Consider the following 16,539-nt stretch of genomic DNA (forward strand, 5'->3'; position numbering starts at 1 on the left):
AAAAAACCTCCTTTTTCTTCTTCTTTCCAGATTAACAAAGAATGAGCTGTTTTGGCTAGAAAAACTAAAAAAATAGTTGACAACGCAACTAATTTGTTTTTATGATAAAGCGAAGGCAAAGAAAAGAGGAAAATCATGAAACATAGTTTAAGCCGTCTGATTTCGATCTTGTATCGAAAAAATCAGGCGTATTTGAATGACGTGATGATGTCGCAGAATCTCACGTCTACAGAAACGATGGTCCTGATGTTCTTGTATAAGCATCAACAAGTGACCCAAGAGGACATCGTTCATTATTTGCAGCTGGATAAGGCTTCGATCACTCGGACCATTCAATCGCTGATCAAAAAAGGATATGTGGTCAAGAAAAAAGATCTTCACGACAAACGCTGCAATAATATTTTCTTATCCGAGAAAGGAATGCAGCTCGAAACGTTGATCGTCAACAAACTAGAATGGTGGAATGAATTATTGCTGCAAGATTTCACTGAGGAAGAGCAGCAATTTCTTTATGGCAGCCTGCTGTCATTGGTTGAAAAAATAGAAAAGAGAGAGGGGCAGACCTATGAAGGAACAAACTAATCCATTAGGAACAGAGCGTGTCGGGCGCTTGATTATTCAATTTTCGATTCCGGCGATCATTGGAATGGTCATCAACGCATTGTACAACGTGGTTGACCGAATCTATATAGGAAATGCTCCCGGATTAGGGCAAAACGGCTTGGCAGGAATCACGATCGGCTTTCCGATCATGATCGTATTGATCGCCATCGGGCTGTTGTTCGGTGTTGGCGGAGCGACGTTATTCTCGATTCGATTGGGAGAAAAAAAGCCGCAGGAAGCAGAAGAAGCAATGGGGAATGCCTTTTCTTTGTTGTTGATCAGCGGGATTTTGTTTATGGTGTTAGGGCAAGTATTTTTATCTAAGGTGTTGCTTCTATTTGGTGCAAGTGCAACGGTTCTGCCTTACTCGATGGAATACATGCGCATCATTTTTATGGGTGCTGTTTTTCAGATCACCAGTTTGGGGATGAATAATTTCATGCGGGCAGACGGACAGCCCAAATTAGCGATGATTACGATGTTTATGGGGGCAGGAGTCAATATCGTTCTTGACCCTGTGTTTATTTACTTGTTGGATATGGGAATGGCCGGGGCAGCTCTGGCAACAATCCTATCGCAATTTATTTCAATGGTCTGGATCTTGGCCTATTTTTTCGGCAAACGAAGCCGCCACAAGATCCACCTGAAAAATATGCGTTTGCATTGGAAGACTGCCAGTCGTTTAACGGCATTGGGCTTACCGTCCTTCTTTATCCAATTGGCCAATAGTTTTTTGAATGTTGTGTTGAATGTCCGCTTGACAGCCTTTGGCGGGGACGTTGCTGTTTCTGGCATGGGAATCGTCAACAGTATCCAAACCATTTTACTGATGCCGATCACTGGGTTGGTTCAAGGAACACAGCCGATCATCAGCTTTAACTACGGGGCAAAGAAGATGTACCGGGTTTGGCAAGCGCAAAAGTTGGCGATCCTGACTGCCACCGTGATCGTTTTGATCGGCTGGATCGTTACTCGTGTGGCTCCGGAATTGCTGGTCTCTCTGTTCAACCGAGACCCAGAATTAATGACCTTCAGTTCGTTTGCTTTAAAGGCCTGGTTTACCTGTTTGCCCGTGATCGGCTTTCAAATCGTAGCCGCAAACTTCTTTCAAGCGACTGGGAAGACGAAGATAGCGATCTTTTTGACCTTGACGCGCCAAATTTTATTACTGCTGCCAGCGATTTTTATCTTTTCCAATGTGTGGGGATTAGAAGGGATCCTCTATGCTGCTCCTTTTTCGGATGCCGTTTCTGCCTTATTGACCGCGACACTTTATGTGTTCGCGATCAAAAAGCTGACGAAAGAACAGCCAGCTTTGGATCATCTTGAGTATTAGACAGCAAAAGAGGTCGAAAGCTAGCGCTTTCGCCTCTTTATTTTGGGCTGTTTTACAGCCGTATTGAAATCTGGTGTTTGCTTGAATTTCCGGCTGAAGCGTTTTGGCAGCACCAAAATCAATAATTCAAAGGGTGTAGCTAAAATCGTCCATACCACTTGTCTGGCGCTAGGATAGAACGTATAGACCTTGGTCAAGGAAAGATGCAAAATCAGCAAACCAGGCAGCAGCAAAAGAGCCGTTTGCCATGTGGCGGTCCAGTCAGTAAAATAGCGCAGCCCACTTAATCCCAGAGGATAAAGATAAACGAGCGTACTAATCAGATTGACACGCCAGCTATGGGTCAGCAGGCGAATATTCAGTAGAAAGAAAATTGCGGATAGCAAAATTCCGATGGGTGGAAAGAGACTTACTAAAAAAGAATAAGCAATTCCCCAGATGATCATGCCAGGACCTTTGACTAGAGCGGCTAAAAGCAGCATGCCGCCGATCAGCAACAGCTGATTTTGGAGCGAGGCTACGGCCAATAAGCTGAAGAACCCCAGCAGCAGCCAGTGCCAAAGACTGGATAGCGGCGCTTTTTCAGGAAATCGCTGCCTTAAGGATTTTGCGGTATTGGGAAACTCTCGTTGGAAATCGTTCATACGATCCCTCCTAATCGATCACAAGGATCAGTCTTTTCTGTGTACAGCAGGTGCTGTACAGAGGACCATTATAAAAAGTTTTTCGAAAGGTTGCATCAGACTAAAGATGGAGAACTGGAAAATTCATTGTTTTATGCTATGGTAGTAAAGAAGAAAGTAGACAGGTACCGACCTGCAAGGAGGAAGCTTCATGATTTTTGATTCCCATACCCATTTGAATGCAGAACAATTTAACGAAGAGATTCCCGAGACCGTTGAACGGGCGAAAGAATTAGGTGTAACCGAAATGGCTGTCGTCGGCTTCGATACACCAACGATCAACAAAAGTTTGGAGTTAAACCAAGCATACGAAGGAATTTACTCGATCATCGGCTGGCACCCCACTGAAGCGGGCAGCTATACAACCGAAATCGAAAAAAAGTTGGTCAAACAATTGACTCTACCCAAAGTGGTCGCACTAGGAGAAATCGGCTTGGATTATTATTGGATGGAAGACCCAAAGGAAGTCCAGGAAAAAGTGTTTCGCCGGCAAATTGCGATCGCCAAAGAAATGAATCTGCCCATCAGTATCCACACCCGTGATGCAATCGAGGACACCTACACTGTTTTGAAGGATGCAGACATTCGTGAGATTGGCGGGATCATGCACAGCTTCAGCGGGGACGATGAATGGGCCAAACGCTTTTTGGATCTAGGCATGCATGTCTCTTTTTCTGGGGTTGTGACCTTCAAAAATGCCCCCGATGTCCAGGCAGCAGCAACGGTCGTGCCGATGGATAAATTACTGGTAGAAACAGATGCTCCTTATTTAGCGCCGATGCCTTATCGCGGCAAGCGAAATGAACCCGGCTACACACGTTATGTAGTGGAAAAAATCGCTGAATTGCGTAACCTGCCCTTTGAAGAGGTGGCCGAACAAACCACAAAAAATGCGCACCAACTGTTTAGGATCACGAATCATGGATAAGAGGATCGAAGAGATCATTGTGGTAGAAGGCAAAGATGACACTAAGCGCTTAAAAGAAGTGTTTGGTGCGATCGATACGATCGAAACCCGGGGGTCAGCGATCAATCAAGATATTTTAACCCAGATCGAACATGCCCAGGAGACCCGTGGGGTGATTGTGTTCACGGATCCAGACTTTTCGGGTGAAAAAATTCGCAGAACCATCATGGAGGAAATTCCTGATGCCAAGCATGCTTTTTTGTCCCGACGGATGGCCACCCCCAAACGACGGGGAGCCAGTTTGGGGGTGGAGCATGCCAGCGATGAGGCGATCATTGAAGCGTTGCGCAAAGTAGTCACCGCCTCAGACTCGCATGAGCCAAAAATCCCTAGACAAGTCTTGATGGAATATGGTTTAATAGCGGGAGCCCAATCGCGTGAAAGGCGGGAACGTTTAGGTGAAGAATTGCGCATCGGCTACACCAATGCCAAGCAATTGGAAAAACGCCTGGCGATGTTCCGCATTACTGAAGAAGCTTTGCATCAAGCCATGAAGAAAGTCGAGGAAACCTTGTGAACAACAAAGATATAGCAACGCCCTCCCGTACAAAAGAGATTTTGCAAAAGCATGGTTTTTCGTTTAAGAAGAGCCTCGGACAAAATTTTTTGACGGATCCCAATATTTTACAACGCATCGTAGAGACTGCTGAAATCGATGAAACGACGAATGTAATCGAAGTAGGCCCTGGAATCGGAGCGTTGACAGAGCACCTGGCTCGTACGGCGCACCAAGTGCTGGCATTTGAGATCGATGATCGGCTGATCCCGGTTTTAGCAGATACGCTGAGTCCCTACAGCAATGTCAAGATCGTTCATCAGGATGTACTGAAGGCGGATCTATCAGCTGAAACGGCCTATTTTGATCAAGTAGGTCCGCTTAAAGTAGTGGCCAATTTGCCGTATTACATTACGACACCGATCATGATGTACTTTTTAGAATCTAAGCTGAATGTAGATGAGATGATTGTCATGATGCAGCGGGAGGTTGCAGATCGTATTTCAGCCAAGCCAGGAACGAAGGCTTATGGTTCATTGACTATCGCAGTCCAATACTATATGCAAGCAACGACTGCGTTTATCGTGCCTAAAACAGTCTTCATTCCTCAACCAAACGTCGATTCGGCGATCCTGCGGTTGGTCCGCCGTGAAACACCAGCAGTCGCAGTCAGCAATGAAAAGGAATTTTTCCGTTTAACCAAAGCGGCCTTTGCCTTGCGCAGAAAAACACTTTGGAATAACCTTCTTCACAGCTATGGAAAAGATGAAGCGACTAGATCCTGGTTGGAAACCAGTCTGCAGCAAGCAGAGATCGATCCAAGACGGCGAGGGGAAACCTTGTCGCTGGAAGAGTTTGGACGCTTGTCTAACCAATTGGAACAAAACAAGAAAACACGGGAAGTTTAAGTTTTTTGTGCCTTTGAAAGGCAGAGTACCGTTTTACAAGTAAGCATCTGGAACATAGATGCAGCGAAGTTTACGAGGAGGATCTCATGAAAAAAATAATGATCGGATCGATCATCGGTCTGTTTGTGCTAAGTCTCTTAGGTGCTTGCTCACAAAAAGAAAAATCGAAAGAAACGAAGCGTTCGGCTTCGCTGGAACAACCAGCCAAAGCAGGCGATGAGATCGAAGCCGCTGATTACCACGATGTGGACAACTGGATCGAGAAAACCACTGACCCAACCGAACCCGCGGATGTCTTTATGTTGTATCCAACCGCCTATCAGAGAAAAAAAGAGCAATCTCCGGTCTCCACGATGGACAATATTAATGTGCGGGCAGGTGCTCAAGTCTTTCTTGCGAATCAGGGCTCTGCATTTGAGAGCAGCGGCAATGTTTTTATGCCGATGTATCGTCAATTCGATGCCAATTGGCTTTTGTCACAGCCGAAAGAGCAGCAGGCGGAATACACGAATGGCATACCTAAAGCAGATGTGTTGGCAGCTTTTGATTATTACATTCAAAATTACAACGAAGGACGTCCCTTCATTTTAGTGGGGCATTCTCAAGGAGCAGCATTGATCAAAGAAATTTTGTTTGATTACTTAAAGGAGCATCCTGAGGTCAATCAACGAATGATCGCAGCTTATGTCATCGGTCAGGCGGTGACCCGACCTGAGCTTGCAGCGAATCCGCATACAAAATTTGCAACGGGGCCGGATGACACAGGCGTAATCATCTCTTATAATACAGTCTCGCCAGACTTCAATGGAGAGCTGGTCACGAATGCGCCAGAAGCAATGGCGATCAATCCGATCTCCTGGACCACGGACGAAACAACAGCACCAGCGGAAACCAATCTAGGCTCCTATGTGCGAAATGAGGGCGGCACCTATGGGAAGGTTATGGGATTAGCGGATGCCCGGATAGATGCGGCGCGTGGATTAGTGATTTGTTCGACGGCCGAACCGGCTAAATACGCCATGCCAGAGAGTACACGAAAAATTTTCCCAGAGGGTTCCTTCCACAATAATGATATCAGTTTTTATTATTACAACCTGCAGCAAAATGCTGAAAATCGAGTGTTCCGTTACTTAGCGGAGCATACAGAAGTACCCGTTGAAAATACACCTGAGACACCACAACCATAACGAAATGAGGGACTGTGACCGCAATGTCACAGTCCCTTTGTTTAGGTGCGAACAAGCAAAGAGTTCGTCAATTTTGACTCCTTTTCGTATAGTAGGTGAGAAGGAGGAGTCATTCATGGATTATCGCGTTTTATTGTACTATTTATATACACCCATCGAAGATCCTGAGGCCTTTGCGAAGGAGCATCTGACTTTCTGTGCCTCTTTGGATTTAAGAGGACGGATACTGGTAGCTACAGAAGGGATCAACGGCACGTTATCTGGGACCATAGAAGCCACCGAACGTTACATGGAACAGATGCGTCAGGATCCTCGATTTAAAGATATCTATTTTAAATTTGATGAGAGTCAGGGACATGCATTTAAGAAATTGTTTGTCCGACCAAGAAAAGAGCTGGTTTCATTAAACCTGGAAGATGACATCGATCCTTTAAAAACAACTGGCGAGTACTTATCTCCTGAGGCTTTTCGAACGGCTTTATTGGATGAAGAGACTGTAGTGATCGATGCTAGAAATGATTATGAATACGATTTGGGGCATTTTCGGGGAGCAATTCGTCCGGAGATCCACAGCTTTCGAGAATTGCCTGCTTGGATTCGGGAAAACAAGGAGCGATTGATGGCTAAAAAAATCGTGACCTATTGTACCGGAGGCATCCGCTGCGAGAAATTCTCCGGCTGGTTGATTCGTGAAGGGTTTGAAGGGGTCGGACAATTGCATGGGGGAATCACGGCCTATGGAAAAGATCCAGAAACTCAAGGGGAGCTATGGGACGGAAAAATGTATGTTTTTGATGAACGGATCAGTGTGGAAATCAATCAAGTCGACAAACAGGTCATTGGGAAAGAATGGTTTGATGGAAGTCCTTGCGAACGCTATATCAATTGCAGCAACCCAGAATGCAATCGTCAAATGCTGGTTTCAGAAGAAAATGAAGCAAGATATCTTGGCGCTTGTTCGGTAGAATGTGCTGGACACGCTAAGAATCGTTACGTAATGGCTCAAGGTATGATAGAGGAAGAGAAGCAGCAGCGTTTGGCTGAACTAGAACCAAGATAAAATGGAAAGAGGTTATGACACACTGTCATAGCCTCTTTAAAAACTTAAAAAACCTTTTGCAAGATCCTTTTCAGGTCCTTTGAACGAATCGCATTTTCCTGAGAAAAAGCAAAAACACTGAAACAGTGTAAGCTGAAGGCGCGTATGTTGTCTGCAAGGTCATTCCCATGAAAAAGGGTCGTTCGTTTTCAACCTCGATCACCGAAAAGAGGCCTCGTTGAGAGAATAAATTAAGTCAACGAAGCAGTTGCGCGCGACAAACGGATCGTCAATACTATAAATCCGCAAATGAATCCCCTCCTCTCCCAATAATAAGCTATAAATAGTATTCAAAATAATAAGGAAAATGTGAAATTTTAAATAAAATTAATGCTAAAAAACTTTTGGTCGCAGATTTGATGCTATACTTTTCAATAAGTGACAACTTTTACATTTATTTGCATATCTAGTAAGAAAATCAGCATCTAGCATCTAATCGTAGTTTCTTGGTAAAAATAGTTAAAAGCCCTTTTTTAGTCGAAAAATCCGCAAAAAATCGATCGGAGGTAGTTATCAAATGATAACAACCGTTATAAAATGCGGAAACACTCAAAAATCAGCTATCTAAAAAAATCGGAGGGACCGCCATGACACGTATTTTAGTACTAACAAAAAATATTCTTTTTGAAGAAGCCTTTATCCGAAAGCTGCAATCGTTGGATTATGAGGTACTATGTTCGGCAAGCGTGACTCAGGAAATCAGCGACTTGAACAGTGAATCTGGCATTTTGGCATTATTCTCGATCGTGTTCATTAGTGAAAGTTTCTCAAGTGAAGAGACCAAGCGAATTCTTTCCGCTCCTAGTTTGCAGGACAAGATCCTCTTTCGTAAAGTGGATGCTTCATTGGCGGATGATGAAAAGCAACTGTTCTCGAATGATGATATCTATGATTGGGTGTTTAGAGAAATCTCAATCGAGGAGCTGCGCGAGAAATTGTCAAGAGCTGTACTGCGCAAGACAGAAAAAAGTGAAAAGCATTTCTCTAGCTATTCAAATTTTCCAATCGGCAATCAGCTGGGGATCAAACAGATTTAGTATGCCTTAACGAAAAGGAATTGCTGCTCCATTTTCAATGGAGAGAAACGATGGACGAGGTGATTTCATACGAAGTCCTTTGCCAGTCTCTTTAAAAAGAGGTCACGCCATCAAGAAAGTCGCAATTGTCAGTGATTTTGCGGAATTTGCACCTAAAAGTAATTGCCGAAAGCGATGAAAAAGAGACCGTCGAGACTGCCGGGCACAAAGGATGTGAGCAGGTGAAGGTCTAAAAAAACGGTCAAGTGTCTTGACAGGAAGACAGACTTCTACTACACTTAATGCTATTCAACGTGTCTTGACAGGTTAGGGGGAACCTGTTTAGTCATGAGTGGATGATGAAGGAGGATATTATGAAAAACAATTCTGTCAAACATTTGACGATCTCTGCTTTGCTTATTGGCTTGGGTGTGCTGATTCCAATGATCATGCCGAGAGTCACTATCCCACCGGCTTCCTTTACCTTAGCGAGCCATGTACCCGTTTTTATCGCTATGTTTTTCTCACCGGCAATGGCGATCGCTGTTGTTTTGGGGACTGCATTTGGATTTTTTATTTCTACTTCACCAATCATTGCATTACGGGCACTGTCGCATATCGTCTTTGCTGTCGTTGGGGCCAGCTATTTGCAAAAGCACCCCGAGATCGTTTTCAAAAATGGACAATTTACATTGGCAAATGGCCGTTTCCAATTGTTCAACGTGTTGATCGGCGTGCTGCACTCTGCACTCGAAATGATCGTTGTCAGTGTGTTCTATTTTATGGGGAATATGCCAGAGACTTATTATTCGCAGGGCTATCTGTATACGGTCTTCATTTTGATGGGGATCGGCGGCCTGATTCATAGCATCGTTGACTACAACATTGCTTATTTTGTTGCAGGATCGCTTTACAAACACTTCAATCTGCCAATTTTTGACAAAGCCAAACAACAGGTAAAAGCTTTGAAGAAAATGATGGTTTAGACACGGACACGCTTCGTGTCTTTTTTTTTTGAAAAAAATCAAAATTTGTTTCTATTTTATTAGAAAAAAATTAAAAAACGTTGAAGAATCAAAAGATGAGCCCGTGGTAATAATTATTCTAAAAGGGGCGTTATTTTTCTAATATCAAAGGTTCTATCGATTAATATTTATTTTATATGTATAGTGAAAGAAACGAATAGCTGTATAAAAAGTAAAATAATTGAGGTGAGAATAATGAACAGATTGTTACTTTTAACAAAAAATATTTTAGCTGAGCAAGAAATCGTCCATCGTTTACAATGTCTGAATTACGAAGTGTTTTGTTCTGCCACGACGTTGGAATTGATCAATCATGTGGAATCAACAAAAGAGGTACTGCAGCTTTTCCCAATGATCATTTTCAGTGAGACTATCTCTTCTGCGGAAGTGAATCAAATCCTGCCAAAATTGATCCAAGATGAAAAGATCATCTTCCGAAAAGTTGACACCGTTCTTTCGGAAAACGAACAATGCGGTATGGAAGGCGCTGGAATCTTGGATTGGTTCCATTCCAATGCGTCCATCGAAGAACTAAGAGAGAAGATTCCGACAACAGTCGAGAAGTATCCATACATTTTTTCTGCGGATGAGGGTGTTTATGATATTCACTCTGAAAAGGCCAAAATCGAAAGCATGATCGCCTCTTTATCGAATAATGAATTTAAAGTTTTCCAGAAGCTGAGACAGGAATATGGAACAATCGTTTCCCGTGAAGAATTGTGCGAGCTGATTTGGGGAGAATTGACCCAATCACGAATGGTGCAGTTGTCATCGATCGTAAAAAATATTCGTCTGAAGTTGGAAGTCGCTGGAAATGAAGGAGAAGTCATTAAGACTGTTTGGCGCAGAGGATACAAGTTAAGGGGATTATAAGTTCAATAAGCGATGAAGAAGACAGCTGATTATTAGAGGCTGTCTTTTTTTTCGTGGACATGTTCATGCTATAATCGAATTGGGGAAAGAAGGGATGAACGTGAAAAAACGAATACTTGGCTTGCTGATTATCGGCGTCCTGTTGCTGTTGGGAGGCTGCAGCGGGAATCAACCAGAACAAACGACGGAGGAAAGCAGCAAGACGAAAGCAAGTACCACAGAATCTAACAAAGATGAGAGATCCGAGATGGAAAAAAGAATAGAAGATATCATGCAAAGCATGTCGCTGGAAGAAAAGGTCGGGCAGTTGTTTTTAGTTCGCGTGCCTTTGAAAAATCAAGTAACCGATATTCAGAACTATCATTTAGGCGGCTATCTGCTGTTTGATCGCGACATGCAAGGGGAGAATCGGGATAGCTTGAAGGCTAAGATCGAGAACTATCAGGAAGCTAGTAAAATCCCACTATTGATTGGATCTGATGAGGAAGGCGGAACAGTCTCTCGTTTGAGTCGTAATCAATTGGTCTCACCGCCTTTTGCCAGTCCTCAACAGGTCTATCAGGCGGGCGGTTGGGCAGCGATCACTGAGGATATTGATCATAAGGCCGCCACTTTTCATGAGCTGGGGATTCAGCTGGGGATGTTTCCAGACGCAGATGTTTCGACGGATCCTGCCTCGTTCATCCACGATCGTACGATCGGAATGGATGCGAAGGGAACGAGTAAGTTTGTGCAGCGCAGTGTGACAGAAATGAAGAAACAAAAAATCGGCTCGACTTTAAAACATTTTCCTGGCTACGGAGACAACCGTGATTCACATGTTGAGATCGTAACGGATGATCGGCCGTTGGCGAAGCTTCAACAGAATGATTTCTTGCCTTTCAAAGCAGGAATCAAAGCAGGAGCGGATAGTGTCATGGTGTCTCATAACATAATTTCTGCCATCGATGATCAAAATCCTGCGTCGATCTCACCAGCCGTTCATAAAGTGCTCCGCAAGGATTTAGGCTTTGACGGAGTCGTGATGACGGATGATATGGATATGGCAGGATTGGCAGATTTTATTTCTCAGCAGAAGGCTGGTCTGCAGGCATTGAAAGCAGGCAATGATCTGATTCTATCGTCCAGCTATGCGCAGCAAATCCCTTATATTCTGCAGGCGATCCAACAAGGAGACTATTCAGAAAAACAAGTCGATCGTTCTGTTGAACGCGTATTGCGCTGGAAGATCGAATTAGGTTTACTATAAGCGTTAGGACGGCTCGAAGGTGAGCTGTTCTTTTTTTTAAAAGGCTGGCCTAATCGAAGGAAATAGCTTACAATTTAGGGAAGAAAATCGGAGCATCGGCTTCCTGGAGGTGAATTTGATGAGTGCGTCAATGCGATTGAAGCAAGTAGAAAAACAAACAGATTAATGTTGACAGAACTTCTTGTTTTGTCAGCAAGACAAAATCAGGAGGCTTTATGGAAAAACAACAATGGAGAAAAAAATACTTAACGATATTATCTGGGCAGACCGTTTCGCTGATCGGGAGCTCAGCTGTTCAATTTTCACTGATCTGGTGGTTGACCAGCGAATCTAAATCGGCGATCATGTTGTCGATCGCAGGCTTGTTCAGCTTTTTACCTCAGATGTTCTTAGGCCCCTTCGTCGGTGTTTGGCTGGATCGATTGAACCGCAAATGGGTTGTGATCGCTGCGGATTTGTTTATGGGGATCGTAGCACTGGTTTTATCTCTCTGGTTCTTATGGGGAAGTCCTTCTTTCATGATCGTGATCCTGGCCTTATTTTTACGGGCGTTGGCAAATGTCTTTCATACTCCTTCGATTCAGGCGATCGTGCCGCTTTTGGTGCCGGAAGAAGAACTGGTCAAAGCCAACAGCTGGAACCAATTTTTGCAATCTGGGGCTTTTATGCTGGGACCTGTTTTAGGAGCAGCGATGTTTGCGGCGATGCCTTTGTGGGTGATTCTTTTGAGTGACCTGGTAGGTGCACTGGCGGCTTCGTTCACATTATGGATCGTAGCAGTGCCTGTCATCGAACGAACAAAGGAAAGTATGTCTCACTACGTGACTGAATTAAAAGAAGGATTTGCGGTATTCTGGCAGGATCGACCAATGTTCGTTGTTCTATGCAGTTCTTTTTTCATCATGATTTTTTACTTGCCGTTAGGCTCTTTGTTCCCGTTGATGACCAACGTCCACTTTGAACGGAGTGCTTGGTTTGCTGGCGTCGTCGAATTGTCGTATGCTGCAGGGATGATGGTAAGTGCTTTTCTCATCGGAATGAAAAAGCACTGGCGCAATAAATTGCTGGCGGCACAGATTTCATGTATCGGATTAGGGATAACGTTTGTATTGAGTGGACTGACTCCCACCAGCTTGGCTGGCTATTGGGTCTTTGTTCTAATGTGCTTTTTCATGGGTGGTATAGGAAATTTGTACAACATTCCTTTTACAGCTTATTTGCAGGAAACAGTGGCTCCAGAGAAATTAGGTCGAGTCTTTTCACTATTGAGCAGTGTATTATCAGCCGCAATGCCGGTAGGATTGATTTTAGCTGGTCCGATCTCAGAGAAAATCGGGATCGCAGCTTGGTTTGCAGCCTCAGGCGGATTTACTTTGCTCTTTGCAGGCATGGGACTAGCGGTATTTTTCCGAGTGTCCAAACATAGATAAAAAAAATCGTTGAAAGAATTGTCGAGCTCAGCTAAGGGGAGCGTCGCTTGTTTCTTTCAACGATTTTTTAGATTTCTTGTTGGGAAAATTGTGCTTGGTACAGGCGATGGTAATAGCCGTCTTTTTTCAGCAATTCCGCATGACTGCCGATCTCTACCACATGGCCTTGGTCCAAGACTAAGATCTTGTCGGCATTTTTGATTGTTGATAACCGATGGGCGATCACAAAACTAGTATGTCCCTCCATCATGTTTAAAAAGGCTTGTTGAATGTTTTGCTCAGTCAACGTATCGACGGAGCTAGTCGCCTCATCTAAAATCAACATGGGCGGTCGACTGATCATAGTACGAGCGATCGTCAACAACTGCCGTTGTCCATCGGAAAGCTTCAAGCCTGCTTCACCAACGACCGTGTCTAATTTTTTCGGCAGGCGCAGTACAAATTCATACATGTAAGCATCCTTCAACGCAGCAAAAATCTCCTCGTCGGAGGCTTCTTTTCGTCCATAGCGCAGGTTGGCACGTAAACTGCTGTCCATCAGCCAAGTTTCCTGCAGCACCATCCCAAAGTTTTTTCGCAAACTATCGCGAGTGATCTGACGAATATCGGTGCCGTCGATCCGGATCTGTCCCTGATCGACCTCGTAAAAACGCATCAGCAGGTTGACCAAAGTTGATTTTCCAGCACCGGTTTTTCCGACGATCGCAATCGTTTCTCCCGGCTGGACCGTCAAATTGAAGTCTTCGATCAGTTTTTGATTCGGACGATAGCTGAAATACACTTGGTCAAAAACGACTTCGCCTTTCACCTTCGTCAGCTGTTCAGCATCGGCTGCATCGGGTTTTTCAATCGGCTGATCCAGCAGCTCGAAGGATCGGTCCAACCCAGCAACAGCTGTTTGCAATTGAATCGTAATGCCCGATAATTCGATAAAGGGCTTGGTGAATTGACTCGAATAGATCGTGAAGCTGGAAATGATCCCGATCGTAATGCCATGACCGCCCTGCAGCGCCAATAACCCACCGACAAAGCCGACCATCAGATAAGCCAGATGATCCACAAAGCGAGAAGACGGATTGGTTAAGGAAGAAGCGAATTGGGCTTTTTGACCACGAACATACAATTCCTGGTTGATTGTCTCAAAATTGTGCTGGTTGACTGCTTCCCGCTGAAAGGCTTTGACGATTTTTTGATTGCCGACCATCTCCGTCACGAACCCAGAGATCTGACCTACGATTTTTTGCTGACTGGTAAAATATTTTTGCGATGTTCGAGCCACAATATACGTCAGCAGAAAAATGATCGGTGTTGCGACCAAGACCACCAATGTCAACAGCGGACTCAGGTAAAGCATAAACACAAGCGCAACCAAAACCACGGTCATCCCTGAGAATACTTGATTGAATACAGCGGAAACAGCAGTAGAAATATTATCCATGTCATTTGTAAACCGACTGACGATGTCTCCTTGTGAAGATTGATCGTAATAGTTCAACGGCAGCTGGTTCAAATGAGTAAAGGTCTCATCTCGCAGCTTGGCTACCGATTCATAAGCAACGCGATTCCCGATTCGCTGGATCAAATACTGACTGAGGACAGTGACCAAAAACAAACCAGCAAACAAGCGCAGAATCGCAAACAGATGTGGAAAGTCGACTTGTCCTTGATCAGCCATTTGATCGACTGCGACACCAATGTAATAGGTCATCATGACCGAAGTCACCCCACTAGCCAGTCCTAAAAGCACAGCAGAAATCAGCTCTTTAGGATAAGCCATCAAATAAGGCACGAAGGATTTCAAGGAGCGAAAGAAGTTTTTTCGTTTATTCATGGGCTTCGCCTCCTTCGTCCTGTGATGCAGCCAAGCGTTGGTACATTGACGAATCGTTCATTAATTCATCATGGGTCCCTTTTCCGATCAGTTTTCCATTGTCCAATAACAAAATCGTCGGTGCGTCTTGGATCGAACGCAGCCGTTGAGAAATGATGATCACAGCAGAATCAAGGTCTCTTCTTAAAGCCCTTCGGAGATCAAGGTCTGTTTGATAATCCAGAGCAGAGAGAGAGTCATCCAAGATCAATACTTTCGGCTTGCGGATCAATCCGCGAGCGATCGTCAAACGCTGACGCTGTCCTCCGGAAAAGTTTTTGCCGTTTTCAAAGATCCGGGTGTCTAATCCTTCAGGAAGATTTTTCACGAATTCGCTGGCTTGAGCAGTATCCAGTGCTTGCCAGCATTCTTCATCTGTCGCATCGGATTTGCCCCACTGAAGATTTTCACGGATCGTTCCAGTGAACAAGACAGCCGTTTGCGGGACCATGGCAATCTCGTGGCGCAGCTGCTTCAAAGGCCATTCCTTCACATCGACCCCTTCAACAGAAATCCTGCCAGCAGAAGCATCATAAAAGCGCGGGATCAGCTGGATCAGCGTTGATTTCCCGCTGCCAGTAGCACCAGTGATGCCTAAGATTTGTTTCTCCGGCAGCTCGAAGGAAATACCCTCCAAAGCCAAACCGGAGTCCTCTGTGTAGCGGAAATCGACCTGATCAAATTGGATCAATGGTGCTTGTTCGTTTGGTTGAATCATTGTTTTTGGATCAGTCAAAGAAGGTTTGGCATCGAAGACTTCGTTGATCCGATTCGCTGAGGCCGCTGCTCGTGTAAAGAGGACCACTAAGTTGGAAACTACGATCAAGGCCAAAAGCATTTGATTCATGTAATTGATCAAGGCCAAGACCTGCCCTTGTTCCAGATGACCAACGTTGACTTTGATTCCACCGAAATACAGCAAACCTACCACACCCATATTCATGATCAGTGTCGTGCTGGGCGTCAACAGTGCCGAAATATTGGCGACTCGCTGATTCACCTTGGAAAGATCGAAGGCTTCCTCTTTAAAATGAGCCGTTTCCGTGTTCGTTCGGGCAAACGCACGAATTACACGGACACCGCTAAGATTTTGTGTGACCAGCTGATTCAATTGGTCCAATTGATGCTGGACTTTTTTGTATAACGGCACAGAATAATGAATGATCAAATAGAGGATCAGACAGAAAAAGGGCAGTAGAACTAAGAAAATCAACCCCATTTGCCAATCGATATAAAAGGCCATGATCACCGATCCAATACTAAGAAAAGGCGCACGAACCACCAGGCGGATCAACATAGCTAGCGCCTGTTGCATTTGATTGATATCATTTGTCATCCGTGTGATCAAGGTATCTGTACCGAAGCGGTTCAATTCATGATGAGAAAAACGATTGATGTGCTTCATCATTTGATCTCGCAAAACCGTCCCAAAGCCCTGCGAAGCGATCGAAGCATAATATTGACAGACCAGTGCACAAAGCAAGCCAACGATCGAAAGACCCAGCATCCACAGAGCCATCTCAATGACCTTGGCCGAATTGTTTCTAGCGATGCCTTCATCGACTAAACGAGCCATAAATAAAGGGAGGACCAATTCGAAGACGGCTTCTAAAAATTTGAAAAAGGGTCCTAAAATGATTTGTTTGCGGTATTCTTTGGCATAGCGTAAAAGCCGAATCATACATTTCCTCCTTTCGTGTTCATTTTTTATGCTTAAAAAGCAGTCAAAAAATGAGTGCACCTTCATTGTAGCGCACTTCCCTTGAAATCCCCTACTAATTTACACAGTTTTTCAGG

Annotated in this window: 15 protein-coding genes; 12 read left to right on the forward strand and 3 right to left on the reverse strand. The window is 44.4% G+C overall.

Annotated features, from left to right (window positions below):
* Positions 1–135 precede the first annotated feature (135 nt).
* Together NRIC_RS05710 and NRIC_RS05715 are read left to right on the forward strand one after the other, a co-directional pair.
* The gene (locus tag NRIC_RS05710; RefSeq protein WP_146621730.1) at positions 136–582 is read left to right on the forward strand and encodes a MarR family winged helix-turn-helix transcriptional regulator; all 447 of its coding nucleotides are present in this window, start codon (positions 136–138) and stop codon (positions 580–582) included.
* Complete coding sequence (locus NRIC_RS05715; RefSeq protein ID WP_146621731.1) at positions 566–1,939, forward strand: MATE family efflux transporter; 1,374 nt, start codon at positions 566–568, stop codon at positions 1,937–1,939. Before NRIC_RS05710 ends, NRIC_RS05715 begins: the two co-directional genes overlap by 17 nt.
* Before the next feature lie 20 nt (positions 1,940–1,959).
* Here the strand turns inward: NRIC_RS05715 and NRIC_RS05720 are convergent, their stop codons facing one another.
* Positions 1,960–2,583, reverse strand: coding sequence for a hypothetical protein (locus tag NRIC_RS05720; RefSeq protein ID WP_146621732.1), 624 nt, complete (start codon positions 2,581–2,583; stop codon positions 1,960–1,962).
* A 190-nt stretch (positions 2,584–2,773) separates the two neighbouring features.
* On the opposite strand from NRIC_RS05720, the gene NRIC_RS05725 reads away from it, so the two are divergent.
* The 10 genes from NRIC_RS05725 to NRIC_RS05770 all read left to right on the forward strand — a co-directional run bounded on the left by NRIC_RS05725 (position 2,774) and on the right by NRIC_RS05770 (position 12,872).
* Entirely contained in the window at positions 2,774–3,550 is a 777-nt protein-coding gene (locus tag NRIC_RS05725) for a TatD family hydrolase (RefSeq protein ID WP_146621733.1), read from the forward strand.
* Positions 3,543–4,106: a ribonuclease M5 gene (rnmV, locus tag NRIC_RS05730; RefSeq protein ID WP_146621734.1), complete on the forward strand. Its 564-nt coding sequence runs from the start codon at positions 3,543–3,545 to the stop codon at positions 4,104–4,106. The genes NRIC_RS05725 and rnmV overlap by 8 nt, the downstream gene beginning before the upstream one ends.
* A complete protein-coding gene (gene rsmA, locus NRIC_RS05735; protein WP_146621735.1) occupies positions 4,103–4,993 on the forward strand; it encodes a 16S rRNA (adenine(1518)-N(6)/adenine(1519)-N(6))-dimethyltransferase RsmA in 891 nt (296 codons plus the stop codon). Before rnmV ends, rsmA begins: the two co-directional genes overlap by 4 nt.
* An 86-nt stretch (positions 4,994–5,079) precedes the next feature.
* The gene (locus NRIC_RS05740) at positions 5,080–6,180 is read left to right on the forward strand and encodes a DUF3089 domain-containing protein (RefSeq protein WP_146621736.1); all 1,101 of its coding nucleotides are present in this window, start codon (positions 5,080–5,082) and stop codon (positions 6,178–6,180) included.
* Between the two features lie 115 nt (positions 6,181–6,295).
* Entirely contained in the window at positions 6,296–7,240 is a 945-nt protein-coding gene (gene trhO / locus NRIC_RS05745; protein ID WP_146621737.1) for an oxygen-dependent tRNA uridine(34) hydroxylase TrhO, read from the forward strand.
* A gap of 626 nt (positions 7,241–7,866) precedes the next feature.
* Positions 7,867–8,316, forward strand: a complete 450-nt coding sequence (locus NRIC_RS05750) for a hypothetical protein (RefSeq protein WP_146621738.1) — start codon at positions 7,867–7,869, stop codon at positions 8,314–8,316.
* Positions 8,317–8,669: 353 nt separating this feature from the next.
* The gene (locus NRIC_RS05755) at positions 8,670–9,281 is read left to right on the forward strand and encodes a hypothetical protein (protein WP_146621739.1); all 612 of its coding nucleotides are present in this window, start codon (positions 8,670–8,672) and stop codon (positions 9,279–9,281) included.
* 234 nt (positions 9,282–9,515) lie between these two features.
* The gene (locus NRIC_RS05760; RefSeq protein WP_146621740.1) at positions 9,516–10,193 is read left to right on the forward strand and encodes a winged helix-turn-helix domain-containing protein; all 678 of its coding nucleotides are present in this window, start codon (positions 9,516–9,518) and stop codon (positions 10,191–10,193) included.
* 94 nt (positions 10,194–10,287) lie between these two features.
* The gene (locus NRIC_RS05765; RefSeq protein WP_146621741.1) at positions 10,288–11,442 is read left to right on the forward strand and encodes a glycoside hydrolase family 3 protein; all 1,155 of its coding nucleotides are present in this window, start codon (positions 10,288–10,290) and stop codon (positions 11,440–11,442) included.
* Positions 11,443–11,657: 215 nt separating this feature from the next.
* Positions 11,658–12,872: an MFS transporter gene (locus tag NRIC_RS05770; RefSeq protein ID WP_146621742.1), complete on the forward strand. Its 1,215-nt coding sequence runs from the start codon at positions 11,658–11,660 to the stop codon at positions 12,870–12,872.
* Positions 12,873–12,939: 67 nt separating this feature from the next.
* Here NRIC_RS05770 and NRIC_RS05775 read toward each other — a convergent pair whose 3' ends face one another.
* On the reverse strand, positions 12,940–14,703 hold the full coding sequence (locus NRIC_RS05775) for an ABC transporter ATP-binding protein (RefSeq protein ID WP_146621743.1): 1,764 nt from the start codon (positions 14,701–14,703) through the stop codon (positions 12,940–12,942).
* Complete coding sequence (locus tag NRIC_RS05780) at positions 14,696–16,423, reverse strand: ABC transporter ATP-binding protein (protein ID WP_146621744.1); 1,728 nt, start codon at positions 16,421–16,423, stop codon at positions 14,696–14,698. The genes NRIC_RS05775 and NRIC_RS05780 overlap by 8 nt, the downstream gene beginning before the upstream one ends.
* Between the last annotated feature and the right edge of the window lie 116 nt (positions 16,424–16,539).

The organism is Enterococcus florum (genome assembly GCF_004309355.1).
Classification (GTDB): Bacteria; Bacillota; Bacilli; order Lactobacillales; family Enterococcaceae; genus Enterococcus_A; species Enterococcus_A florum.

What these genes read in the sequence shown, in the direction of transcription:
- NRIC_RS05770 (WP_146621742.1), top strand. Translation starts at nt 11,658, where the DNA reads ATGGAAAAACAACAATGGAGAAAAAAATACTTAACGATATTATCTGGG.
- NRIC_RS05710 (WP_146621730.1), top strand. Translation starts at nt 136, where the DNA reads ATGAAACATAGTTTAAGCCGTCTGATTTCGATCTTGTATCGAAAAAAT.
- NRIC_RS05715 (WP_146621731.1), top strand. Translation starts at nt 566, where the DNA reads ATGAAGGAACAAACTAATCCATTAGGAACAGAGCGTGTCGGGCGCTTG.
- NRIC_RS05780 (WP_146621744.1), bottom strand. Translation starts at nt 16,423, where the DNA reads ATGATTCGGCTTTTACGCTATGCCAAAGAATACCGCAAACAAATCATT.
- NRIC_RS05760 (WP_146621740.1), top strand. Translation starts at nt 9,516, where the DNA reads ATGAACAGATTGTTACTTTTAACAAAAAATATTTTAGCTGAGCAAGAA.
- NRIC_RS05755 (WP_146621739.1), top strand. Translation starts at nt 8,670, where the DNA reads ATGAAAAACAATTCTGTCAAACATTTGACGATCTCTGCTTTGCTTATT.
- NRIC_RS05725 (WP_146621733.1), top strand. Translation starts at nt 2,774, where the DNA reads ATGATTTTTGATTCCCATACCCATTTGAATGCAGAACAATTTAACGAA.
- trhO (WP_146621737.1), top strand. Translation starts at nt 6,296, where the DNA reads ATGGATTATCGCGTTTTATTGTACTATTTATATACACCCATCGAAGAT.
- NRIC_RS05740 (WP_146621736.1), top strand. Translation starts at nt 5,080, where the DNA reads ATGAAAAAAATAATGATCGGATCGATCATCGGTCTGTTTGTGCTAAGT.
- NRIC_RS05765 (WP_146621741.1), top strand. Translation starts at nt 10,288, where the DNA reads ATGAACGTGAAAAAACGAATACTTGGCTTGCTGATTATCGGCGTCCTG.
- NRIC_RS05720 (WP_146621732.1), bottom strand. Translation starts at nt 2,583, where the DNA reads ATGAACGATTTCCAACGAGAGTTTCCCAATACCGCAAAATCCTTAAGG.
- NRIC_RS05750 (WP_146621738.1), top strand. Translation starts at nt 7,867, where the DNA reads ATGACACGTATTTTAGTACTAACAAAAAATATTCTTTTTGAAGAAGCC.
- rnmV (WP_146621734.1), top strand. Translation starts at nt 3,543, where the DNA reads ATGGATAAGAGGATCGAAGAGATCATTGTGGTAGAAGGCAAAGATGAC.
- NRIC_RS05775 (WP_146621743.1), bottom strand. Translation starts at nt 14,703, where the DNA reads ATGAATAAACGAAAAAACTTCTTTCGCTCCTTGAAATCCTTCGTGCCT.